The sequence below is a fragment of the Methanocalculus taiwanensis genome, assembly GCF_024372745.1.
Lineage (GTDB): Archaea > Halobacteriota > Methanomicrobia > Methanomicrobiales > Methanocorpusculaceae > Methanocalculus > Methanocalculus taiwanensis.
Genome location: NZ_VOTZ01000016.1, coordinates 20,072 through 43,366, shown reverse-complemented (window position 1 = coordinate 43,366; position 23,295 = coordinate 20,072). Strand labels below are relative to the sequence as shown.

Annotated in this window: 27 protein-coding genes; 15 read left to right on the top strand and 12 right to left on the bottom strand. The window is 48.3% G+C overall.

Annotation, left to right across the window (positions count from 1 at the left end; all coding sequences use genetic code 11):
* Positions 1-4 precede the first annotated feature (4 nt).
* Both FTO68_RS08135 and FTO68_RS08130 read right to left on the bottom strand, forming a co-directional pair.
* On the bottom strand, positions 5-652 hold the full coding sequence (locus FTO68_RS08135) for an NTP transferase domain-containing protein (protein WP_255332894.1): 648 nt from the start codon (positions 650-652) through the stop codon (positions 5-7).
* Entirely contained in the window at positions 640-1,647 is a 1,008-nt protein-coding gene (locus tag FTO68_RS08130; protein ID WP_255332893.1) for a pyridoxal phosphate-dependent aminotransferase, read from the bottom strand. Before FTO68_RS08130 ends, FTO68_RS08135 begins: the two co-directional genes overlap by 13 nt.
* Before the next feature lie 258 nt (positions 1,648-1,905).
* On the opposite strand from FTO68_RS08130, the gene FTO68_RS08125 reads away from it, so the two are divergent.
* The 6 genes from FTO68_RS08125 (at position 1,906) to FTO68_RS08100 (ending at position 5,990) form a co-directional block, all read left to right on the top strand.
* Positions 1,906-2,085: a ribbon-helix-helix domain-containing protein gene (locus FTO68_RS08125; protein WP_255332892.1), complete on the top strand. Its 180-nt coding sequence runs from the start codon at positions 1,906-1,908 to the stop codon at positions 2,083-2,085.
* Between the two features lie 15 nt (positions 2,086-2,100).
* Positions 2,101-3,246, top strand: a complete 1,146-nt coding sequence (gene ftsZ, locus FTO68_RS08120; protein ID WP_255332891.1) for a cell division protein FtsZ — start codon at positions 2,101-2,103, stop codon at positions 3,244-3,246.
* Positions 3,247-3,438: 192 nt separating this feature from the next.
* Entirely contained in the window at positions 3,439-3,585 is a 147-nt protein-coding gene (locus tag FTO68_RS08115) for a hypothetical protein (protein WP_255332890.1), read from the top strand.
* A 2-nt stretch (positions 3,586-3,587) separates the two neighbouring features.
* Positions 3,588-4,448: a coiled-coil protein gene (locus FTO68_RS08110; protein WP_255332889.1), complete on the top strand. Its 861-nt coding sequence runs from the start codon at positions 3,588-3,590 to the stop codon at positions 4,446-4,448.
* Between the two features lie 186 nt (positions 4,449-4,634).
* Positions 4,635-5,753 (top strand): DUF373 family protein, encoded by a 1,119-nt coding sequence (locus tag FTO68_RS08105; RefSeq protein ID WP_255332888.1) that lies wholly within the window; start codon positions 4,635-4,637, stop codon positions 5,751-5,753.
* A gap of 54 nt (positions 5,754-5,807) precedes the next feature.
* Positions 5,808-5,990 (top strand): tautomerase family protein, encoded by a 183-nt coding sequence (locus FTO68_RS08100; protein ID WP_255332887.1) that lies wholly within the window; start codon positions 5,808-5,810, stop codon positions 5,988-5,990.
* An 82-nt stretch (positions 5,991-6,072) separates the two neighbouring features.
* Here the strand turns inward: FTO68_RS08100 and xerA are convergent, their stop codons facing one another.
* The gene (xerA, locus tag FTO68_RS08095) at positions 6,073-6,939 is read right to left on the bottom strand and encodes a site-specific tyrosine recombinase/integron integrase (RefSeq protein ID WP_255332886.1); all 867 of its coding nucleotides are present in this window, start codon (positions 6,937-6,939) and stop codon (positions 6,073-6,075) included.
* On the opposite strand from xerA, the gene FTO68_RS08090 reads away from it, so the two are divergent.
* Positions 6,938-7,126, top strand: coding sequence for a hypothetical protein (locus FTO68_RS08090; protein WP_255332885.1), 189 nt, complete (start codon positions 6,938-6,940; stop codon positions 7,124-7,126). The two genes, xerA and FTO68_RS08090, sit on opposite strands and share 2 nt — an antisense overlap.
* Positions 7,127-7,971: 845 nt before the next feature.
* The gene (locus FTO68_RS08085) at positions 7,972-8,124 is read left to right on the top strand and encodes a hypothetical protein (RefSeq protein ID WP_255332884.1); all 153 of its coding nucleotides are present in this window, start codon (positions 7,972-7,974) and stop codon (positions 8,122-8,124) included.
* 1,165 nt (positions 8,125-9,289) lie between these two features.
* Here FTO68_RS08085 and FTO68_RS08080 read toward each other — a convergent pair.
* Positions 9,290-10,627: an IS4 family transposase gene (locus tag FTO68_RS08080; RefSeq protein WP_255332883.1), complete on the bottom strand. Its 1,338-nt coding sequence runs from the start codon at positions 10,625-10,627 to the stop codon at positions 9,290-9,292.
* Positions 10,628-11,123: 496 nt separating this feature from the next.
* On the opposite strand from FTO68_RS08080, the gene FTO68_RS08075 reads away from it, so the two are divergent.
* The 3 genes from FTO68_RS08075 to FTO68_RS08065 all read left to right on the top strand — a co-directional run bounded on the left by FTO68_RS08075 (position 11,124) and on the right by FTO68_RS08065 (position 13,431).
* Positions 11,124-11,720 carry a DUF5806 family protein gene (locus tag FTO68_RS08075; RefSeq protein WP_255332882.1) on the top strand — a complete coding sequence of 199 codons (597 nt, stop codon included), beginning with the start codon at positions 11,124-11,126 and terminating at the stop codon, positions 11,718-11,720.
* Positions 11,701-13,059: a phosphoglucosamine mutase gene (glmM, locus tag FTO68_RS08070; protein ID WP_255332881.1), complete on the top strand. Its 1,359-nt coding sequence runs from the start codon at positions 11,701-11,703 to the stop codon at positions 13,057-13,059. Before FTO68_RS08075 ends, glmM begins: the two co-directional genes overlap by 20 nt.
* A 93-nt stretch (positions 13,060-13,152) precedes the next feature.
* A complete protein-coding gene (locus FTO68_RS08065) occupies positions 13,153-13,431 on the top strand; it encodes an acylphosphatase (protein WP_255332880.1) in 279 nt (92 codons plus the stop codon).
* Positions 13,432-13,462: 31 nt separating this feature from the next.
* Here FTO68_RS08065 and cas1 read toward each other — a convergent pair whose 3' ends face one another.
* Positions 13,463-14,389 (bottom strand): CRISPR-associated endonuclease Cas1, encoded by a 927-nt coding sequence (gene cas1 / locus FTO68_RS08060; protein ID WP_255332879.1) that lies wholly within the window; start codon positions 14,387-14,389, stop codon positions 13,463-13,465.
* A gap of 94 nt (positions 14,390-14,483) precedes the next feature.
* Positions 14,484-15,017, bottom strand: coding sequence for an archaemetzincin family Zn-dependent metalloprotease (locus FTO68_RS08055; RefSeq protein ID WP_255332878.1), 534 nt, complete (start codon positions 15,015-15,017; stop codon positions 14,484-14,486).
* Positions 15,018-15,031: 14 nt separating this feature from the next.
* Here FTO68_RS08055 and FTO68_RS08050 point away from each other — a divergent pair, with 14 nt between their 5' ends.
* On the top strand, positions 15,032-15,445 hold the full coding sequence (locus FTO68_RS08050; RefSeq protein WP_255332877.1) for a UPF0146 family protein: 414 nt from the start codon (positions 15,032-15,034) through the stop codon (positions 15,443-15,445).
* On the opposite strand, the gene FTO68_RS08045 is transcribed toward FTO68_RS08050, so the two are convergent.
* A complete protein-coding gene (locus FTO68_RS08045; protein ID WP_255332876.1) occupies positions 15,425-16,804 on the bottom strand; it encodes a replication factor C large subunit in 1,380 nt (459 codons plus the stop codon). The genes FTO68_RS08050 and FTO68_RS08045 overlap by 21 nt on opposite strands.
* A gap of 113 nt (positions 16,805-16,917) precedes the next feature.
* On the opposite strand from FTO68_RS08045, the gene FTO68_RS08040 reads away from it, so the two are divergent.
* From FTO68_RS08040 to FTO68_RS08030, 3 genes are all read left to right on the top strand, one after another.
* Positions 16,918-17,922 (top strand): methanogenesis marker 2 protein, encoded by a 1,005-nt coding sequence (locus FTO68_RS08040; protein ID WP_255332910.1) that lies wholly within the window; start codon positions 16,918-16,920, stop codon positions 17,920-17,922.
* Positions 17,919-18,674 carry a methanogenesis marker protein Mmp4/MtxX gene (gene mtxX / locus FTO68_RS08035; protein ID WP_255332875.1) on the top strand — a complete coding sequence of 252 codons (756 nt, stop codon included), beginning with the start codon at positions 17,919-17,921 and terminating at the stop codon, positions 18,672-18,674. Before FTO68_RS08040 ends, mtxX begins: the two co-directional genes overlap by 4 nt.
* Positions 18,675-18,852: 178 nt before the next feature.
* On the top strand, positions 18,853-19,062 hold the full coding sequence (locus tag FTO68_RS08030) for a histone family protein (protein WP_255332874.1): 210 nt from the start codon (positions 18,853-18,855) through the stop codon (positions 19,060-19,062).
* A 17-nt stretch (positions 19,063-19,079) separates the two neighbouring features.
* On the opposite strand, the gene hisB is transcribed toward FTO68_RS08030, so the two are convergent.
* The 5 genes from hisB to FTO68_RS08005 are packed head-to-tail and all read right to left on the bottom strand — an operon-like array spanning position 19,080 to position 23,275.
* Positions 19,080-19,658 (bottom strand): imidazoleglycerol-phosphate dehydratase HisB, encoded by a 579-nt coding sequence (gene hisB / locus FTO68_RS08025; protein WP_255332873.1) that lies wholly within the window; start codon positions 19,656-19,658, stop codon positions 19,080-19,082.
* Positions 19,655-20,365, bottom strand: a complete 711-nt coding sequence (hisA, locus tag FTO68_RS08020) for a 1-(5-phosphoribosyl)-5-[(5-phosphoribosylamino)methylideneamino]imidazole-4-carboxamide isomerase (protein WP_255332872.1) — start codon at positions 20,363-20,365, stop codon at positions 19,655-19,657. Before hisA ends, hisB begins: the two co-directional genes overlap by 4 nt.
* A gap of 5 nt (positions 20,366-20,370) precedes the next feature.
* Positions 20,371-21,249 (bottom strand): ATP phosphoribosyltransferase, encoded by an 879-nt coding sequence (gene hisG / locus FTO68_RS08015; RefSeq protein WP_255332871.1) that lies wholly within the window; start codon positions 21,247-21,249, stop codon positions 20,371-20,373.
* Complete coding sequence (locus FTO68_RS08010; RefSeq protein WP_255332870.1) at positions 21,230-22,435, bottom strand: methionine adenosyltransferase; 1,206 nt, start codon at positions 22,433-22,435, stop codon at positions 21,230-21,232. Before FTO68_RS08010 ends, hisG begins: the two co-directional genes overlap by 20 nt.
* A gap of 60 nt (positions 22,436-22,495) precedes the next feature.
* Positions 22,496-23,275 carry a DNA integrity scanning protein DisA nucleotide-binding domain protein gene (locus FTO68_RS08005; protein WP_255332868.1) on the bottom strand — a complete coding sequence of 260 codons (780 nt, stop codon included), beginning with the start codon at positions 23,273-23,275 and terminating at the stop codon, positions 22,496-22,498.
* Positions 23,276-23,295 lie beyond the last annotated feature (20 nt).

The window sequence follows — 23,295 nt, the reverse complement described above, 5'->3', positions numbered from 1 at the left end:
GTCGTTATATGCATTCTGACGATTCATCAGGGGTATTGTGGGCCTGATGCGAATCTTTCATGAGAGAATGGAAATGCGTTTCAAGCTTTTCAAGTTCAGATCTGGTATTTACGTTGAAGACAAGCCCGGGTTCATTGAGGAGAAGCTGGAGTTCAGGCTGCTCTTCATGGATACATGAACCATACAGGATATTGAGCCCGGCCGGGCTTGCCGGTACGCCTTCAATAGTTGCCTGGTACCGTGGTTCTGTCCCAAAATGATCACAGAAAGAAACAGGGATCCATGTTGAACAGGCTGGCAATTTGGACTCGATGTAGGCATCCATCACCGCGCGGATTGTATCGGCGCGAAGGCAGGGTATGTCAGATACGGAGATAAAGATCGCACCATCTTCTTCAAGGAGCATCACTGCCCGGGCAAGATCATTCAGATACCCCTCTCCATCGGTGGATACAAATGTGATCTGGTTTGCCCTGCACCAGTTTTTTGTGTAGGGTGTTTTCATCGATGTTACGACAATCGGATCAATATCAGCTTCCAAAAATGCATCGATAACCCACTCGATCATCGGTCTCCCGGCGATCCTGACAAGTGGCTTTTCCCCCATACCAAGGCGGGATCCCTCACCGCCTGCCATAATTAAGGCGCGCATATCGATAAAGCCTCAATGAGAATCCTGTTCTCCTCATGTGATCTTACTGCAACCCGTATTGATTCAGGAAGACCAAATGATCGACAGTCCCTGACAAGGATACCCTCATTCAAGAGGGCGGACGTAAGATCGGAGGAATTCATTCCAGCATCAATAAGAATATAGTTTGCTGACGAAGAGTGGGGTGCAAGTCCGATTGAGCGAATTGACTTGGTGAGAAAATCACGTTCTATTGCAATCTTCCTGCGTGATTCTTCAAGATCAGGAATGTGCCTGATAGCCTCGATTGTATAAATCTCTGCATACCTGTTTACAGTCCAGGGGGGACGCGTCAGCTCGATCGCCTCGATAAGCTCGGGATCACCAAATCCAAAGCCAAACCTGATTCCCGGAACAGAGAATGCCTTTGTAAGCGACCTGAGAATAAAGAGATCAGGATCCCGGTGATTCACCAGACTCTCTTTTGGATCAGAGAGATCAATAAATGCCTCATCGAGAAAGAGTGATGAACCTTCTTCTCTGCATGTGTCCAGCAGATTCACAATCACGTGCTTTGTGAGGAGTGTCCCTGTCGGATTGTTTGGATTGCATAGGTACCTGATATTAACTCTTTCATGAGGATTGTCCGTCACCGACCCGCCGGCAAGGCGGACCGATTGCGCATACTCCCCAAATGTAGATCTTTCAATAAATGCAGTTGTGCCGGGTGGTGCCATCACCTGTGCAAATATCCGGATGAGTTCCACAGAGCCGTTTCCAACCGTGATCTCATCTGGATCTCTTGAATAGACCGATCCTATCGCTTCTTTCAGATCAGAGTAGGTATCATCGGGATAATCGCCAAGGTCGCAGTCCTCAGGCCTCCATTCAACATGCGGGGGGAAGGGATTCATACTGGCACTGAAGTCAAGTATCCCATTCCGAGACTTCTGTTTACGCAGCTTCCTGATTATTCCACCATGCATCTGCCTCTTTGGCATACGTTTGATCTTCATATGACCAGCCACCCTGAAGAGATGATGTGACAGGAATTTTCAAAGAAAGCAGGTTGATTCATACTCAATTAATTTTGCATTGATCTGAATAAAAGGGTTCTGAAAGGGCTGAATGAAATGAATTTCATGATAATTCGTAAGCTATATATACATTAAGGATATATCTACATTCATCTGATTAGTTAGATCAGACGATTGTACGCTTAATGTCTGACAATTAGCGAATTAAAGTATGACATTTGTCTGACAGGAGTGAAAATGGACAGGATCACAATCCGATTACCAAGACAACAGGTCGAGATGCTGGAGAGACTGGTAGCGGCCGGTGAATTCCCTACAGTATCTGAAGCGGTGCGATATGCAGTACGGGAACTTGTATCCAGACACGGAGATCGGGTAATTCGGGAGAGCGATCAGGTCACGTCTTTAAAAATTTAATAGAGGGGTTGTAGTATGCAGACAATCATAAATGAAGCTTTAAAACACGCTGAACTTGAGAAAGACCGTGTAAAGTCATCGATCATTGATGATGACGAAATGCTTGGCAATCCACGTATTGTAATCATCGGGTGTGGCGGCGCAGGCAATAACACAGTTAACCGGCTTCACCACATGCAGGTGAATGGCGCTGAGACGATTGCAATCAACACGGATAAACAACATCTTGACATGGTCCAGTCCGATAAGAGAGTCCTTATCGGCAAATCCCTGACAAAGGGTCTTGGAGCAGGAGGCTTCCCGGATGTCGGAAGACGCGCAGCAGAGATGGCAAGGCCCACTCTTGAAAACCTCCTGGAGTCAGCTGATCTCGTCTTTGTCACCGCCGGAATGGGCGGAGGTACCGGAACAGGATCTGCACCAGTCGTAGCACAGATTGCAAAAGAGCAGGGTGCAATCGTTGTTGCAATGGTGAGCTACCCATTCCAGGTCGAGAAGGCGCGCATGCTGAAAGCTGAAGAGGGCCTGGAAGCAATCCGGAATGCAGCAGATTCGGTGATCGTCCTTGACAATAACCGGTTGAAGAATTTCGTCCCGAACCTCCCGCTCGGGCAGGCATTCTCAGTGATGGATCAGCTCATTTCAGAGACCGTCAAGGGAATCAGCGAAACCATCACCGAACCTTCGCTCATCAATATCGATTATGCAGATGTTCGTGCAACAATGAGCAAGGGAGGCCTTGCCGTTATGCTCGTCGGCGAGAGCAAGCAACAGAATAAAGCAGATAGTGTCGTTCGCGAATGCCTTGACCATCCACTGCTTGACATCGATTATCGCGGAGCAACAGGGTGCCTCATCCATATCACCGGCGGTAGCGACCTCACCCTTCATGATGCAGAAGAGATCGCCAGCCAGCTGACCTATGAGCTGGATCCGCATGCAGATGTGATCTGGGGTGCGCGCGTCAGGAGCGATTATGAAGGCAAAGTCCGCGTAATGGCAATTATGACCGGCGTCCAGAGCCCACAGATACTTGGCGGTCTTCCAAGCCTTTCAATGCAGTCAACACGCTCCAGAAACGAGCCGGTTGTACAGGGAAGGAGCCTTGGGCGAGGAACAGCAGATGCTCGTTCAGGAAGTCTGCTTGACTGGGTAATGTAAATAACAACCAATTTTTCTTTTCTATTTACCTCCGGAAGCCCCACACTAGCAGACATTCTGAAAGCGCGATAGATTTAATAACGACCTTAACCTTTACTTATAGAAAGTCGTATCACTGCCTCTGGATCCGGCATGGACTTCTGCCCCCGGAAATGAGCATATTATGGCTTTTCGTATCGGAGGTTGAACAGGATGGTTTATGCGCATCAGCACTCGGGCAAGGTGCTGTCTGTTTTTTCAGATCCAAAACCCGCTATGCAGTATGATCTGTATGAGTGCTATGACGATAACCCACACTGCCAGCCAGAGGCACCCGTATCGACATTTGAGGATTGTTGAGCATGTTGAACGATCTCGTTGACAAGAGGAAAACTATTCTTGCTGAATCTGAACAGCATAAGAACCGAAGGAATGAACTCAATGCCCTTGCGAGTAAGTGTGCTCGCGAGAGAAATGAGTTGAACAATCAGACGCGCCAGTTTGTAGAAGAAGCACAAAAGCACAAAGAGCTTCGTGACTCAAGCAACAAAGATGTCTCTGATCTGAAAGATCAGCGAAATGTCCTGAATGAGCAGGCAAACGTCCTTTTTGAAGAGCTTGAGGAATATAAGAAAGAACATGGCAATATAAAGAAAGGCCAGGTTAAAGACATCCAGCGTCAGATTGAGTTTCTTGAGTTCAAACAGCAGACCGAGGCGATGAGCTCCGACAAAGAGCGTGAACTCGTCGAGAAGATAAAACATATGAAAAGCCAGGTTCGTGAGCAGGAAGCCGAACTTGAGCAGAACAAAGAGATCCGGTCAAAGCTGCAGGAAGCACGCGACCTCCGGAAACAGGCATCCGATCTTCATATCAAGGTGACCGAGAGCGCAGAACTTGCACAGACTCACCACGATCTGATGGTTGACTGCTACAGAAAAGCCGATAAATCCCGCGAGGAAGCAGATGCAAAACACCGTGCATTCGTTGAGGCACAGGAGTCAGCAGATGCAGAACATAAAGCCTTCATCGAATGCCAGAAAGAGCTGCGTGACTATGACAAAGTCATCAGCGGCATGCGGACAAAAACCAAGAAGGTTAAAACAGTTAAAGAGAATAAGACGGTCAGACTGGAAGCTGAGAAGATCTTCAACTCATTCAAGAGCGGAGAGAAGCTCACCACAGATGACCTCCTCCTCCTCCAGAGATCAAAACTCATCTAATCTTTTTTTTCTATCTGAGGTATGCATCCTCCATGATGCCAGAAAATGTGGTTGTACTCCACAAGGCCATAGATATTCGAAATGCGTAATCGTAACAGTACTACCAAAATTCAGTCTTAAACCCGTCTTTTGTTTCCTATCGTGAGAAAACAACTTTATTATCCTTATAGGTTCATGTATTCTGTAATGGATACGAGGAAGACGCTGATTCTCAGCGTCGATCGCGATGATGATATCGGATACAAGGCAGGAATTGAGAGCCCGATAATAGGAAGAGAGGCATGCCTTGAAGCGGCAAAACGTCTTGGGCTGGTTGATCCTGAAGATTCCGATGTAAACGCGATATTTCAGGCAATAAAAACGTATGATGAGCTGACAGCAAAAGGCGATGATGTAATCGTTGCTGTCATCGGCGGCAGCCATATGAATATGCTCGAGGGAGATCGAAGGATAGCTAACGCCCTTTCACAGATAATTACTCAAACGAATGCAACTGCCTGCATCCTTGTTTCGGATGGTGCAGAGGATGACTTCATACTCCCGATCGTCCAGTCCAGAATACCTGTCGAGAGCGTCAGGAGGGTCATCGTTGCCCAGATGCCCAATCTCGAAGGCACCTATTACATCATTAAAAAACTCCTTGATGATCCGAAGATTGCCAGGGTAGTTCTTGTACCAATTGGCCTTGCAATGCTCCTCTATTCTGCGGCATACCTATGGGGAAGGCCGGATCTTGCCACTTTTATTGTCGTCGGTGCCGTTGGGATATACCTCCTCTTTAAAGGGTTTGGAATTGATGAATTCTTCGGATACCTCGTGTCAGGTCTTCAGCAGTCATTTCAGAAGGGGAGCTTCAGCTTTGTTGCATACATATCAGCAGTTCTTATCTCAATCATTGCCATCATTATGGGACTGACAAGCCTGCTCGTCTATTATCCACAGGATGCCGGAGTTCTCCTTTTTATCGCTTCCTTCATTTATGGATCGGTCTGGTGGTTCGTCGGGGCAGGAGTTGTTGCAATTTTAGGTAAGATTATTGATTGTATCCTGCATGAACAGGAAAACCTTTCCAAAATTGTGATCATTCCCTTCTTCATCGGAGCAATTGGAACGATCATCTATGGGGCAAGCAGCTATCTCTTATCCATTAGTAATGTACCTGAGTTTCCAATCACAGCAGGGGGAGGCGTACAATCCATCATCATCTTTACGGTTGCCGGCCTCATCTGTGCACTCTTCGGAATATATATCCAGTCAGCAACAAGAAAATGGGTCATAGATGGTAAAACAAGCAGGAAATGGTGAGAAGACATGGCCAAAACGGCAACACATTTATGAATTGATGTCGTTTTCATATACATGCCAATAATAACCATTCAGATGTCTGAGGGGAAAACCATTGAGCAGAAGCGGACAGTTGCTGCTGAGATCACAAAAACCATAACAGACACATTTGGGGTTGAGCCGTCCGCAATAACCATTCTATTTCACGAACTGCCACGCGATAATATCGCAAAAAGTGGAAAGCTCCTCTCAGATTAATAGAGATCAAATCTTTTTTTATACCACGAATCAACATAAAAATCCCCAATCAAGAGCTTTTATTGAATGCAGATCACGAAAGTCACTCATTTGAAAGGGGGAAATGCTCCAGGTACACTTTCTGCCGTTCTTCAATATCCGTATGCAGGTATACCTCAGTCGTCTGAATAGACGAATGCCCAAGGTTCTCCTGCACAACCCTGAGGTTCCTTGATCGCCGATAGAGTTCGCTGGCATAGCTATGGCGAATCTTATGAGGAGTTATTCCGGAAGGCGCATATTTTTGGAATATGTGCTGGACGGTCCGGGGAGAGAGAGGGGCACCCTTATGGCCTGAAAAGAGCGGACCATCCTCTCTTCCGCCTGTGAAAGATCGGATCGTTGCAAGAGTATCAGGGTCGATGAAGACCGTTCGGATCTTTCCTCCTTTGCCCCGTATACGAATCGTCCCCCCGGAAAAATCGATATGCCCGATCATAATCCCACAGAGTTCGGAGACCCGCACACCGGTTGCATAGATCGTCCTGATAAGAAGGCGATCCCGTTGATCTTCGATCTTCTCCAGAAGGGCAATGACATCAGCATGTTTGAGATATAATAACTCCCGATCCTTTATTTTTGGCCGATCAACCCCGAGAACCGGATTTGTTTCAATGATCTGCTGACCGACCAGAAATTTGTAAAATGAGCTGAGGGTTGAGAGATAGCGGTTCATCGTTGTTGCGGAGAGACCACGTTCCACTGATGCCTGTGCCATGAAATTGGTGACCTCATACCCATCTGTATCAACATCCGGATTATCTGAGCATTGTACTCCGGCAGAATAAGAGGAAAAATCATCCAGCACCCGGCGGTATGTATCTATTGTTTTTGCAGAATAATTCCGCATCGTCAGGTGATTCATAAACCGGGGAATCCAGACTGAGAATGTGCGCTGCCGGGGAGCCATGATAGTATCAATGGTTTTCCTGGGATATGAATATTGCGCAGAATATTTTGAAGCTCATGAATATTCAGGTAATGTAATCAAACTAATAGAGCCTTCTCCCAGGATGGATCACGATTATCGGAAATTAATCATCAAAGATGGAAATCTCCATATAAAAGATGGAAAATATCAACTTAGATCCATATAGCATTATATAGTTTATAGGGCCATATGTTCGTATAAAGTAAAACAAAAAGGCCATTCAAAAATATGTACAGCCATTATCACGAGACATCAAGGCCTGATAAATGAAAGACTAAAACAAGGAATGAAGAAAATAAGATAGCCAGAGAAGAACGATACCTCCAACGATGTGATCATATGCAATCAACCATCAGCATACATTCATCCCTAAACTGCCTTAAGCACAATCACCCACACAGATCAAACAAACCGGCTATCAGATTCAGATCATGCCAGATACCCACTCAACACCCGCATACCAAATAAACATCGATTCATTACCTGGAGAATCCAACCCAGAAATGGAACCACCAAGCCGGGCATCTTCGGGAGACCGCCAGAGAGAGCTATTACATGAGATCCTGAAGAGCTGAATCCTGCTCAATTGGAGCCTCCTATCATAATAATGACATCACAATTACGCAGAATACCTATTCTGCGCAAAAAAATGTGATCTTTTCCACCATCGAAATAGCGATAATTTTAAGCCATAATTTGAAATAAAGCTCATAATAACCTTTTTTAAGATACGAGATCCTAGGCCGCATCAACCCATATTTTTCCAGAGGAACAGAATCCCACCTTCCGGACAGACGATGAGTATCCGCACCTCAGTCAATGAGCACCCATACCTCAGTCAATAAGAGTATATAAATAATCTCCATATCGTTGATTTTATCGATTTTTTCCGTTTTTTCATAGAGTCTATCGTGAGAGTCAAAAAAAGTCGAAGAAATCGCCAATGTGAGGACGGTATTTTTAAGAGAAATTGAAAGACGTCTTAAACCAAATGGAAGCCGGGAGAGATGTATGGAATTCCGGCATGACCATTTTGCAACCGGCTGCCTTCAGATGACCACCAACACAACAACCAACCGCATCGAAACAACCCGGGCCCCGCCGCACCCCACTCACCACTCGCACACCATAAGGACAAAGAGAGCAGAGAGAGCAGAGATCTGATCTCAAAGAACCAAACCAGCCAGCAAGAGACCAGGTACCACAACCCCAAGGTACTGCCCAGCCGGCTGGCGGCAGTTTTTTGACGCTTCTCCAAAATCCTGATCCCCAGGTTTTTACTGAATTTTTAGGAACATGGGATTGATCCCATTCGAGATCCCGATGCAACAACCGGATCATTGGGAGTGATTGAAGCAGGTGCAGCGCGAGTATCGGGGGGCGGAGTAGCAAGGGATCTGGCTGAAGGAGCTTATAAACCCTTGCTCATCAGAACAACCCGAAAGGCGATTCGTAAGAATCGAAGATTTATCGGCTTCTGGCAGCCTGCATAGCATTCCGGCCCCTCCCGCGCTGTATCTGCAGATATCCAAACCAGGATCCCCTTGCGGAGCATCTGCGGACGGGACAGGGGCGGCGGGGAGTTCTGATACTCGATACCATAGCCCCCCCTTAAGTAATACGAGGACTTTCTCTTACTCGTTAGCACTAATAATCTTAAAGCCTGAAGATTTCGCAGTTGATATGAATATAGAAATATAGTATATCCTTTTCTTATTTTTATTGGTCAAACAATAGTGACCGGCACGAGCTCGCCTCTACCCATAAGGCAGTGTGGCCGGCATTCCTCTGCATCAGGATGCGAAACCCCGCTATGCCGTCAATGTAGTGATCATGGGAACACAGGACACCCGTAGAAGAAGCCCCCTTTGATCGGAAGTGCCGTCTCCGCCCCGGTATCCCGTAGTTGAGATTAGGATGCCCGTTTCCCATGGAGCCCAATTCACAATGTCACAACACCATAACCCTACAACCCCACCAGCCCTCCAACCCACAATGCCATACTGCCACAACCCATCCCTGCAAGACAAGCACTCCTGTCAGGTTAATTTCACAAATCCACTTCAAGGGCTCAGCATTCATACGAAAACACCTCGTGAGTAGCAAAAATTAATTTTGAGATCAGTATACACAGAGACAGATCAAGGACAATTCGACATTCCGGCTCCCGCATGACACTATGATGGACGGTACCATCTCGCATAAACATCATTTAGGTACTATAACACTAAAATAAGCTATTTTAACCTATTTTTTCCATAAAACGACCGAAAGCATCCGCTCAAACGAACACCACCCGCAGAGCAGATGATCGCCGCACTGATCCAGATTACCGGTAGAGAACGTTATCCCGCATCAATCGTGCCGGATGGTACTGCTGGGAATGTCGACTGAGCCGGTCAACATATCTCTGCCATCCTTTCACCAGCTCCCGGTCAGACCAGTCATCATTCCAGTATCCAAGAACCAACTCAAGGAGTGACCCTATCTGCTCGATAAACGCTCTTCCAAAGAGATCCGAAGATAATCTTGCTCTCTGGCACTCTGTCATAAGTGACCTCATCACCAGATAGATCCGTTTCAACAAGAGTTGCCGGATCAGGGCTGCACAGACCAATATCAGGATGGCACCCTCACGGGTGACCCGAACATCCCCGAGCATACATTCGTTCTTTGACTCGTCAAAAAGTGATTCAATCTCCCATCTGAATCCATACAGAGTAGCTATCTCATAAACTGAAAACTCTTCATGGGAGAGATTTGTCAGGTACAGATGCCATTTCCCCGTTTCAGGATGGACACGGCCAACACACCGAAACTGCTGGTGCACACTTCGTTTCTTGTGAGAACAACCATCGGTCATTCTGACCGTGATGGTTACGGTTGCATCAACAGAGGTTCCTCCGAGGACTTTAAGGACATGTTTGAGATCCTTGCCGGTGAACATCTCCCGTTGTGCAGCAGTGACTGGTGAGTGAAATCGTGTGATAATGAGACAGCTGTCTTTCTTGACTCTGGACACAAAATAACCCCCATATTTGTCTATTCTCGAGAAGGAGTGATAACAGTAGAATCCCAGATCAATGAGCAGGAGTGATCCTTTCACCCAGGGACCGATTCGAAGTGTCTTGATCTCAGCTGTCCGTTCAGGAACAAGAGAGACGGTTTGTGGACTATTTGCGAGGACATTGAGGAGATAACTGACCTTGATCCCGGCAGCTATCTTTTTGGCGCGGGTGGCGGGAAATCTCTCTGCAAGTTTCTCATGGAGTCTGATAATTGAAGAATCCTGGATGAAGATTGTGGCAAACTTCCGGTATCGTTCTCGGAGCTCCAGAGAGAGGCCGTTCACCGGTGAATGGATACAGTCATCCAAAACTCTCTGCATGAATTTCAGTGATAAGTCTTCAAATCGTGCAATAAAGCTCGAATAGGCAATGTCCGAATCGGTGAGATAGGTATATCTCCTCCATATCTCTGCAACTGTCGGATGTTTGTGCAGAGTAGCAGAGAAGATGAGCACCTGAAGGAAGATGACCGGGTGTATCTTCCTGAGCCTCTGACAGAACCCGGTTTCCCGGGCAAGTTCATGCAGTCTTTGGTAGGGGAAGAGCTCCTCCACCCTTTTCTCAACAATTTGACATTCTTTGTCGAATTCACGCGACATAGAGCCATTTTCTTGTAACTTAATAATGGTACCGAATTGATGCGCCGAAGGCGGTCGCGAAAAATATGAGAAATTGTTAGAAAAGTATGAATTGAGAGAGTGCTGGTCTTAACCTGTCATCAGTGGCAAGACAAGATACTCTCCTTATGCCGACGTAAAAGAAGAGCCGGAGTCAGGTACAGGCAGATGATGTACACCGCCATACCCAGGCGGTGTCCACCCACATCTGACAACATACCACCCCACCCTCACATAAACAGAGAGACCCCCTCAATTCGCAGACATAAGCACATGAGCAAATAAATAAATTATACATTCAACAATATGCTTCAATCGGAGCTTTTTCGAGGCAAATCGCCATCTATAAACCATATGATGCTATATGTTAAATGGCACAGAAATTTCCCCATCCTACCCCCTGCAACCCGTCATACATTGACATGAATAGACACAGAAAAAGGTTCAAGGGAGGAGAAGAGCAACAGAGGTAATTGAGATGAGCAACTCACATGAGGAAGAAGGAGCGATCGATGAAGGCCGGAGAGAGGAGATCTCAAAATACAAAAAATTCCGGAAAGTCGATGGTGCAACATACCGGAAAGTCAACCAGTTCTTACGGAAACATACCTACGTAACTGCACGGGAATGGGCAATAGCCAGGCTCTGCTCTGATTTTAAGACAACTGCAGGTGCTGAGATGACCTTCATCGGAGAGAACCTGCCCGATCTGGTTCCATTTATGCAGGAGCCATATTCTCCGCAGGCAGTAAACCAGGCACGCAGCTCCTTTAAGCGGAAGGTCAGAAAATCCGGCGCTACATTCTTTTATGGCGCCATGTGCGGTTTCTTCACCCTCGATGAGCTTGACGACATACTATTTGAATCAAGTGAGATCGCCCGCTTTCTTCTTGAAGTCGAGGGCACATCTCTTGAGATCGATGATGAGATCGAGATTGAAGATCGGATCACCGACATTATGAGAAAGCTCGGCGATTCTGCTAACATACTTCTGAACAAACGATCACAGAAATCCATTCACAATAATGATACAGCAGGAAGAGAAACAGAGAGAGATGATGATGACGAAGAATAACGAGCCAAAAAAAGTACTGTTTGGAACAAATGGAGTCCGGGGGATCATAGGAGAGGACATGAACCCGGAGCTTGTCATGAAGATCGGGCTTGCTCTTGGGACGATGATACAGGGCAGAGTGGCTGTTGGAATGGATACACGAACATCCGGGGAGGCACTCGCCGCTGCGATGCGTTCCGGGCTCCTTGCATCCGGGTGCGACGTTATAGATCTCGGCATCCTCCCGACACCGGCGCTCCAGTACCTTGTAAGGGAGCACTATGACGGAGGAGCAATGATCACCGCCTCCCACAACCCTCCAGAATATAATGGCGTGAAGGTGATAGAGAGCGACGGCACAGAGATGGATGACAACCGAACAATAGCACTAGAATCACTGATCTTTTCAGGAGATGTCAACATTGCAGGCTGGCAGAATGTCGGTAAGCCAACCGATGAAAGCCACAGGATAGAGGAATATATCAGTGGGATAGCCTCACATTTTCCAAAAGACTGCTGCAAGGGCATGATTGTTGTCGTTGATCCGGGATCGGGTCCAGCCGCAAAGACAAGCCCTGAGATCCTCCGCAGGATGGGCTGCATCGTTCACACCATCAATGGCCGGTTTGATGGGACGTTCCCCGGCAGGCTTCCTGAGCCAAGTCCCGAGGGACTCTCCCTCCTCTCAGAAACTGTCACTGCAACAGGAGCTTCATTCGGCGTAGCCCACGACGGCGATGCAGACAGGGCAGTCTTTGTTGACGAAACGGGTTCTTTTATGAGCGAGAACCTGACGTTTGCCATGCTAGCCCGAGCCGCATGCAGCAGAAACCCGGGCATGGTTGTAACACCCGTCAGCACCTCGGATGTGATAAAAGAAGTGGCAGCCAACTGCGGATGTCCCACCACCTATACCCCGGTAGGAAGCATATACGTCGCACGGACGATGCTGAAGTTAATCGGGGAAGGTCAGATGGTGGCATTTGGGGGAGAAGGAAATGGCGGTCAGATATTCCCGCAACACCAGTTCTGCAGGGATGGCGGGATGACAGCTGCCGCAATGGCAGAGCTCGTTGCAGTTTCCGGGAAGAAGATCTCAGCAATTGCCGAAGAGATTCCATCCTATACAATGGTGAAAGAAAAGATCCACTCAGATGATGCAGATACACTCCTCACAAAAGTACGGGAAGCCTGTATTGGGCAGGAGATTGACGAAACAGATGGTGTCCATGTTCGATGGAGCGATGCCTGGGCGCTTATCCGCCCATCAGGGACAGAGCCATTCATCAGGATATATGCAGAATCAAAAAATCCGGAAAGGGCAGCTTACGTGAAGGACTACCTCCTCTCCATTCTTTGAAGGCGGAATTCAATCATCCTGCATGATGACCACCCGCTTTGAATTCTCCGATGAAATACTAATAAGAATACAGAACCAATCGTGAGCAGTTGGATGAAGTCGATTGAACTGATCATAACAGGAAGAGTACAGAAAGTCGGGTTTCGTGCCTGTATAAGGCATATTGCAACCAGCCTTGGCGTCACAGGGGAGGTGGAGAACCTCCCTGACGGCAAGGTGCATGTGCTTGCCACAGGAGAGGATGTTATACTCGAGAAATTCGTCTCAATGCTCTATAGCTGCCCTCGAGCCATCATCAGGGATATCGAAGAGAAAAACTATATTCTGACTGAATTTCCCGACTTTTCGATCAAACGCACAGCATTGTTATAACTTCAAAAAAAATTCAGAGCCCGGCTCAAAATCAAAAAACATACGAAAATTCCCTTCCTTTCTCAAGAGAATTAAGATATGCGTAGACATTTGTATCGATTATCTTCTGATCGATTGTGGTATACAACCGCTCAAGAAGACGGGAGACGAGTTCATCAGAAAGAACACAACGTGTCTGGCTCAACTCGTAATCTGCTTTCGTTATTGACTCCCTTGCCAGTTCAAATACCGTTGAGTCAACCATTGTTCTCTTCAGCGGCTCGATGATATCGTACACCAGACCTCCGGCCCCCTGGTTCAGGAGACCGTGATCGGGGTTTAGATGTGCCCCGATGATAGCAACACATGCATTACCAAAGAGGAGGGCATAGCCAAATGAGAGCATTGAATTGACCGGGTCAAAATGGGGACGCCGGGTCCTTCTCCGATAATCTAGCGCTGAAGGAAGCATACGCGAGAGGATCTCATAGTACATATCAGTTGTCAATGTGTGCAGCCTTCGTATCTCTTCTATCCGGACAAGATACTCGATCTCACTCTGGGACTGCACCAGGACATCATGCTCCCCGCGATAAAACAGGCCGGATTCGAGCGATTTATCAAGCTCTTCAAGCCAGAGAAGACGGGATTTCATCGATGATCGAACAAATTCCAGGACATACCGGTGAGATGGTGCAGAGGTCTGAAGGCACCATGTCTCTTCATTCTTACTTGTCCCAAATGGCGTGAGTGTCCCAAGAGGGGTGCCATGGGCGTCAAAAAAGGATATCGACGCGCCCTTCTCAAGGAGACGATTGATTGTTGCAGTCTGTATAGTATGCCCTCCAACAAGCAGCAGATGATTTATCGCATCAATGGAGTAGCTTGACTGCTGGGCTCGTTTCTGTACATACAACAGCCCCGGTGTCGACTTGATATGTGCACCATATCCCCATATTGCATACCAGGGAACCTTCATAGCGACCAATAATCAACCCTCATAAACAGAACAACTGTATATTATCCGTTCTTTCAGAGATTAATCTTTGGATTTCTAACCAATAGAGGTTTGTTCATCTCATGAGAGGAAGCTGAGAGCGGCAATCGGGGCAGAAATACCTCTCCTTGCGATCAAGCTCGCTTAAACTCTCCGGCCGGTACATGATACATTCGGGTTTTAAACAATGCTGAAGGCCCATGAGATGGCCGAGTTCATGAGCACCTTCCTTGGCAGTCCTCTCTATGATCTGATGAATATCCTCTGGAAGCCCATAAAATTCATTCCTGAGACGTGCTGTCGAGACAACGGCACTTCCAATTGATTCTCGGGCAAGCCCAAAGACAAAATCAGATGAATCAGCATAGATATCATCAGGAATGACGAGCAGTAACAAATCATTTAATCCATGCATCCTCTTGAAAAGGCTGATCCGGTTGAGGATTCGCCCTCCGTCATATTGGCGCCGTATACGATGATATCCTTCAACAGGGAAGTGATCGCCAAGAATAAGCTCGACGGGGTAGCCGATGGCAGCCGAGATGATTCGTTGCACAGGAAGCTGAATGCCATCAACAGATCGATAATCCCAATAGATTACGATCCCCATACAGTAACTAGGAAATGAACGGCTATAAACATATTGAAGAGACTATTGGGCATTTTATCGGGATGAGATACAAACGATGCGTAGAGGTTGGATATGGGGGGAAGACCATAGCCGCATCAATCATTCAGCAGAGGGGAGGATCAGTACTCTGCATTGATATAAGGAAATTCCCTGCGGTTCCCGGAATCAGGTCTGGAATCGACGATATAACACAACCCAATCTCAGGCATTATACAGGATCAGACTGTATCTACGCGATACGGCCGGGAATTGAGATGATGCCGGATCTTATTGCACTTGCAACTACCGTCAGATCAGATCTGCTGATCTATCATCTTGGATGTGAGATCTACCAGGATGGGGGGGAGACCATTGACTGTGGTGTTATCCTTCACCGCTATGTCTCCTTAGAAAGAGAAGAGCGTTGACTGCGCCTCTGTCTTCTTCTTTTCCGGTGTTTTTTCAACAGTATCTCTATGACTCGTGTCCATCTCCTCTTCAGGAAGCTTTGGCATTGCAACCTTCTGTGCGGCTTTCCTCTTCTCCTCTTCTTTATCCTGTTTCTCGATCTCCTTTAAGATTGCTGAGGCACGAGCCTTATCGTGGATCAGGAGTGCGAGCTGATCGGCATCCAGATTGAGTGCTCTGACAAAGCGGTCAGGGGATGCATCTGCAAGGAGGGCTATCGGAGTTAGGTACTCATCAGATACCGTCTTCTCAGGGACGTGATACGCCTGTGAGCATCGGTTAAGGAGGGAGAGGCGGATAGTCTTCTGCCTGCGTGCCAGGCCCATCCGCTTCCAACGGTCAGGCGGGGAGATTTTAACCCGAAGGCCGGAACCTGCAGATGCAGCAGATGTCCCGATGAGCATGATTGCGGATGCATATCTCCAGAGTGTATAATACTGCCTGCTGAATGTCCTGCCCAGATATGAATCAGCACGCGACAGATAGCAAAGAGAGAGTGTGCGTCTCCAAACCTCGCGGTGTTGAATGACCGCTGATTCCAGCCACTGGATCTGTGCATCTGGAGTATCATCAACCTCACGCGAGAGCATAATCAACGAGTTGTCATCTGTTGAACCGGAGAGCGTTTTTGCAACCATATCAAAGATGCTGGAGCGGGAATCCTTCTGATGAACCCGGATATCCGAGTGAGATATCCGATCCTTTCCGACAGCAGAGCCAAATAGCATATTGACAGCAGAACGGATATCCCCCTGTGCCTCCTCGGCGATGATGCGGATCGCATCTGCATCGCAATCCAGCCCTTCAGTTGCGCATATGAATTTCAGGTGCGGAGCAAGCGTACGTGCAGGTACTGCCCGGAACTGGACCTGATCGCAGAGCCTCCTTATTTCGGGCGCAACACCATAGGCGTCATTGGCGATAAGCAGAATCGGTTGCCGGGATTTTTTGATGATATCCACAATCGCTTTCGCGCCGCCACGATCGGCATTTCCTTCGAGATTGTCAGCTTCGTCAAGGAGGATTAACCGCCGCAGAGCTCCGGACAGACTGGCAGTTGTACTTGAACTGCCCGCTATCCGCTCGATCACCCCTTTTGTCCGCTGATCGCTTGCATTCAGCTCGATGATCTCCCAGCCGAGATCACGCGCCAGCGCATAAGCAGCCGATGTCTTTCCAATACCGGGTTTGCCATAGAGGAGGAGGGGTTTCTTCTGTATGGTCCATCCCTTCCCCCATTCCAGAAGCTCGTGAACCGCAGACTGATTGCCAATAACATCTGCAAGCGTCTTTGGCCGGTACTTCTCCACCCAGTCCATATCTGATCTATTCAGCTTCCGAGAAGAAAATAGGTTCCGGGATCAATACGCAGAACAAATACATTATCTCAGATGAGGCAAAAATATAGTTGCAATCGATATTGGTGTTTATTGTGGTGAAGAACTGCTCCAGTCAATCAGTAGCAACTGCGGTGAGGGAATACGAGGGCGTGACCAGAAAACATGCTATCGGCGAGATAATCCGCTCTCTACATCTTGATTCTCCGGATGTTGTGGCATCGTTTGGTGAGGATGCAGCCGTCATCCGTAAAGGAGATGATGCCCTCCTCCTTGCCGCAGATGGTATCTGGAACAAACTGATGGAGGCAGATCCATACTGGTCGGGTTTCTGCGCTGTCCTCGTGAACATTCACGATATTGCTGCAATGGGAGGTGATGCCCTCGCCCTTGTTGATATCCTCTCCTTTACTGACGAGGAACTGATGCATGAGGTGACACGGGGAATGGCAGATGCAGCGAGCCGCTTTGGCGTACCGATCGTCGGCGGGCATCTCCATCCACATACCCCATATAATGTGATTGATGTCGCGGTTCTCGGATCTGCAACCCTGGATTCGATCATTTACAGTGACAGAGCAGAAGATGGCGATGCGGTGATTGCGGCCATCGACCTCAATGGGCGCGTCCATCCATCCTGTGCAATGAACTGGGACTCTGTTACGATGAAAGACGGAGCAACCCTCAGAGCACAGGTAAAAGTGATGAAAACACTTGGAGAGGGGCATCTTGTTACTTCAGCCAAGGATATATCGAATCCCGGCATCATCGGGACCCTTGGGATGCTCCTTGAGGTAAGCAGAAAGGGAGCGGTCATTGATCTCCATGCAATACCGATGCCGGATCTTGCAGCACACGGGATTACATTCGAACACTGGGTACGCATGTACCCCGGAATGGGCTTTATACTGACTGCGAACCAGAACCATGTCGATGAGGTATGCAGGCTGTTTCGTGATGTAGGAATGGCAGCCCGGGTCATCGGAACCATCAACACAACAAAAGAACTCACCATCACCTATCAGGGAAATAGCTCAGAGGTCTTTGACTTCTCTCTTGACGGAATTCTGGGATCCAGAGACTGGTGCCAGTCATTATGAGAAAAATCGGAATAGGGGCTTTTGAAGATATCAACAAAGTCGTAGAGGCAGCCCGGGAAGCTGTATCAGACGAGATTTTCGTCGTAATCTATGCGCCGGATGGGACACATGTGAGTGCCGGCGATGGCCTCCAGTACCACATATCACCAGATCCTGCAAAAGCGCTTATCGACGCCCTTCTGAGTGGAACAATCGACGGAGCGGTCCGGGGGACGCTTCCATCCGGAACCACACTCAGGTATCTCCGTGAGGCTGCCTCAGTCAACCATCTTGAGCGGATTGCAGTGCTCGAAACACCCAAGAAGAGGAAGTTTCTGCTCACTCCGGTAGGAATTGATGAGGGGTGGACCATCGGAGATAAATTGAAGCTTGCCAGGAATGCTCAGGAACTCGCAGAACGGATCGGGATCGACACAACGATCGGAATCCTTTCGGGGGGCCGTCTCGGAGATATCGGGAGAAATGTGAATGTCGATCGAAGCCTCGCAGAGGCAGAGCTGCTTGCAAGGCTTACCGGAGGAGTTCATTCAGAGATCCTGATTGAGGACGCTGCCCGGAAGTACGGTATCGTGATTGCCCCGGATGGTATCTCCGGCAATCTCATCTTCAGGACACTCGTCCTTCTCGGTTTGGGAGGATCACATGGCGCACCTGTCGTAAATATCGATGTAACGTTCGTCGATACTTCGCGCGCATCTGTTAATTACGGGAATGCCCTCCGGCTCGCTGCATCGTTGGTAAAAAACAAATAAATCCCATATGAACACAGATATCAAATAAAAGGCTAAATTACTCTTATTTTTCAACAAAAGGCTCAAATTATCAATAACCCTTCACCATCGAGAAACAGGTAATTGGAAGGGAAAAAAGGGCGGAATATACGAAAGCTATAAATATTTAACAATATACTCTTTCAATGGTGGTAATTACATGGCAGACCTACCAATTGCAGCTGTAGTAAGAATTGCAAAGAAGAATGGTGCAGAACGCGTCGGCAGTGATGCAGCAGAGGCACTTGTTGCCAAAGCAGAAGCATACATCGCCGAACTCACCAAGAAGGCAAACCAGTACGCCCTTCACGCTGGCAGAAAGACGATCAAAGAGGAAGACATCGAACTCGCTGCAAAGAGCGAGGCTTGAAACTCCCCTCTTTTCAATTAAAAACGACCTTTTGTACTTCGAATACCTGATTCGTCATCACTCTTCTTTAATGCCTCTTGCAGGGTAATCCCAAACGCCTTGAAGATTGATTCACAGATATGGTGATCTGATCTCCCGCAAAACCTGATATGGGCAGTGATACCTGCCTGGTGAACAAGTGAGGAGAAGAAATGTTCAAAGAGATCATTTGGAATGCCCCCGGTCTCCCTGCCTGCAAATGCACCTTCAAAGACGAGATAACCCCGTCCGCCGCAATCAAGCGCCACCTCTGCACGGGCCTCGTCCATCGGTATGACAGCATCTGCAAACCGGTTTATCCCCCTGCCATCTCCGATCGACTCTTTGATCGCCATCCCAAGGACAATTCCCACATCTTCAACAGTATGATGGGGATCTATCTGAGTATCGCCTTCTGCCGATACCATAAGGCCAAATCGCCCATGCCTCCCAAATGAATCGAGCATATGATCCAGGAAAGGAATTGTCGTATGGATCCGCTGGGATCCGCCATCGGGATCAAAGCTGATTGTTATTCGCGTTTCTTTCGTCTCACGATTAACATCTGACCGTCTCATTTCATCGCCTCCATAACCACAGGGAACGAGAGCATCCCATTATAGAGAGCTGATCCGAGAACAGCCCCTGCCACACCCAGTTCCCGAAGTATTCTCAAATCTGTTATACTTGAGACCCCCCCAGAGACGACTACAGGGCAGTTTACCGCATTCATAACCCTTTGTATCGGATCAACGGCGATTCCCTTACACAGCCCTTCCACATCGACATTGGTGAAAAGGAGGGAACCTGCACCCTCCTCTTCAAACCGTTCTGCCCAGGCAGAAGCATCACCGGCAGTCTTCTCCCACCCATGGATGGCGATCTCTCCGCCACGGGCATCCACCCCAGCCATGATCCGATCGCTTCCATGTTCCTCTGAAAGCCGCCTGACAATAGATGGATCTTCTGCTGCTGCCGTTCCGATAATGACACGCTCGATGCCCAGTGCAAGCCATCCGGCTGCATCCGACTCGGTTCGTATACCACCTCCAAGTTGGAGAAAGACATCTGTCTCCCTGATGAGCTCGCGGATAATCTCCACATTGGCTCCCGCACTTCCAAAAGCGCCATCGAGATTGACGATATGCAGTGCTGTTGCACCCTCATCAATCCATCTGAGAGCGGAGGAGAGCGGAGGGCCATATGCATGAGCAGTTTCCCTCCTGCCCTGGACTAGCTGGACACATCTTCCCCCGAGGATATCTACAGCAGGAAAAATCTCCATAATAATCACGGAATCATTCGCTGGACATCCATCACCAGAATATCCTTTGCACCGGCACGCTTCACCATGTTAATCAGCTGGTAAACCCGCTCTTCAGAGACGACCACATGAACCGCAACCAGGTTCTGATCAGAGGCAACCTCCATCACAGTAGGGCCGGATAGGCCAGGAAGGATTGATCTCACCTCATCAAGGCGATCCCGGCTGACATTCATCATCAGGTAGCACTGGCCTTTTGCCCGGATCACACTCTCTAGTGCAAGAACGATCTCATCGATCTTCTCCCGATGCCCACTGAAAGATACTTTGTTTGCAATAAGCCAGGTGGAGCTTTCAAAAACATCTGCAACGATCCTGAGGTGGTTTGTTTTGAGCGTGGTCCCGGAGCTGGTCAGATCCACGATTGCATCTGCTATGCCAAGCTGGGGTGCTGCCTCGCAGGCTCCTGAAACAGAGACGATAGAAATATCAACACCATGTTCTCGAAAATAAGAACGGGTGATACCCGGAAACTCGGTCGCAATCCTGCCCCCTGCAAGATCCCCAATATCCAGGCATCCCGAATCTTCAGGAACTGCTGCAACAAGACGTGCATGCCCAATCTTCAGATCAAGCAGTTCAAGAACATCTGATCCGCGTTCTGCCACCATATCAAGACCGGTGATTCCGATATCGGCAACACCCTGTGCAACATATTCAGGAATATCGATTGGGCGGACATAGAGGATCTCCACATGAGGATCGACCGTTTTCGCGATCAGCCGTCGATCCCCTGCGGTATTGATATGAAGCCCGCTCTTCTCGATGAGAGCGGCAATCGGTTCTGCTATCCTTCCTTTATTCGGGATTGCCAGACGAATCAGATCAGAAGGTCTTGAGCTCACCTTTTATGACCCTCTCGGTGATAGTTGAAATATTCGCAAGCCGGTTATTGACGATCTCTTCTACGTCACGGGAGATGCTGCCAAAATCCGCTCCCGTTTCGGGGATGATCTGGACGCTCGCAACCAGAGGATAATCGATCGGATGTCCGATCTGGGAGAGGAGACGGACATACATCTCGGTAATACCATCAACTTTTCCACATGCCTCCTGTGCGATCTCCGTTGATAGGAGATTGTAGATCTTGCCGATATGATTGATCGGGTTCTTTCCGCTTGCAGCTTCCATACTCATCGGCCGGTTCGGGGTGATCAGGCCATTCACACGGTTTCCTCGCCCGACAGAACCATCGTCTCCCATCTCGGCAGAAGTACCGTTGACAGTCAAAAAAAGACTCTCATTCTTGATATCATCTGCAGTGTTCACTTCAACAGAGACTTTCCGCTGAGTAAAGCGTCTGGCAAGAGTAGTAAGTTCTTCCTTCATGAACTCGGTTGCCTCGACGTAATCATCGATGGATGAGCAGTACCGGTCAACCATCGCCGAGGCGATGGTGTAAGTCATCTGATCTCCATGGCGAAGACCCATAATCTTGAGATCATAGCCGATAATCGGATTTTTCGGACGAAGGCGTGTGCTGATCTCCTCATCCATAGCAAGGATAATCTGTTCAACTTCAGAAAATGGTGCATGTCCGACACCAAATGAAGTGTCGTTTGCACGGGGTACTGTATTACCTCCGCATGTTCTGAAGACATCACAGAGATCGGTTGATCCGTCACCCATACGGCAGTCAACAATAATATCCCGTTCCATATTCAGGGTAGGAAGGGTCTCTTTGAGGTAATCCCTCGCTGCCTCAACTGCTGTTGCATCGGTTGGAATAACCTTCCCCTCGAAACATTTTGTTGCTCTTCCCGTCAGGAGCAGGTAAATCGGACGGACAATCTTACCCCCCCCAAATGATGGTAGTGAGGCCCCCGCAACAACTTCACCCTGATCGGTGTTGTGGTGGAGGACAGCATCGCACTGATCTTCATATTCACAGCAGAGCGCACGGCTGATTGCCTCTGCCACACCATCAGCAATACTGTCCGGGTGCCCGATGCATTTGCGTTCGACGAGTTCAATAGCCTGTTCTTCAATCGGCATCTGCCGCAGTGATTCGACGTTTATAGTGCGTTTCATGAGGACCCTCAATCGAATACTATTAGTACATAAAAAAGACCGGATTTGATTTAACAGTGTTCATCTGGTCAGCGCCACCTCAGACCTCAGCGTGAGCCTGCATACGCCGTCCCGGAAAACCCGGACAAGACCGCCGCTCTCGGACACGGTGATCCCGACAGCAGGAATCTCCCGGGTAATCGCAGCAGTCGCCATATGCCGCCCCCCAAGCCCCGATGGCAGGCTCACTCCTCGTGAATCCGCATCGATATATCTGCCGGCAGCAGTGATGTATCCATCTTTTGTGATGATGAAGACGCCATCAAGCTGAGCAAATTCTTTGACACTCTCCCAGTTTTCCCGGTTCCTGATATCACAGACAGAGAGGGGGTGGCCTGCATAGGGATTGAGGATTGCCTGATGTGATCGGGCAAGCAGTGATGAGCCGTCGCCAATAATAAAAGCGGTTCCGATGTTTCTACCCTCCCTTCCTTCATGTGCAATCTCAAGGGCAAGTGCAAGCGCGGAGTGGAGGATGTCAGGAGTGACAATATCGGCATAACTAGCAAGATCGAGGTAGTCCCGCCCCTCCCCTACATCATAGATAAGAATTGCAAATGGAAATACTCCGATGATCTTCCCCTGAGACACCTCGGTTCTGAGATGATACTGAACAACTGCATCCAGTATGTGATGCTCACAGAAGAGGAGGAGCTCCTGCATACTCTTTTTAATCATCAGATCCGGCTGGTGCTCCTTTACCCAGATGACAGGGATATCCGTCTCCATCGGCATGGAGTCAAGGAATGATAGTATCGCTATTGCATCCACTGAACGTGCAAGATCCGCGGCTGCTGCCATTAACACTTCTTCTTTACTTA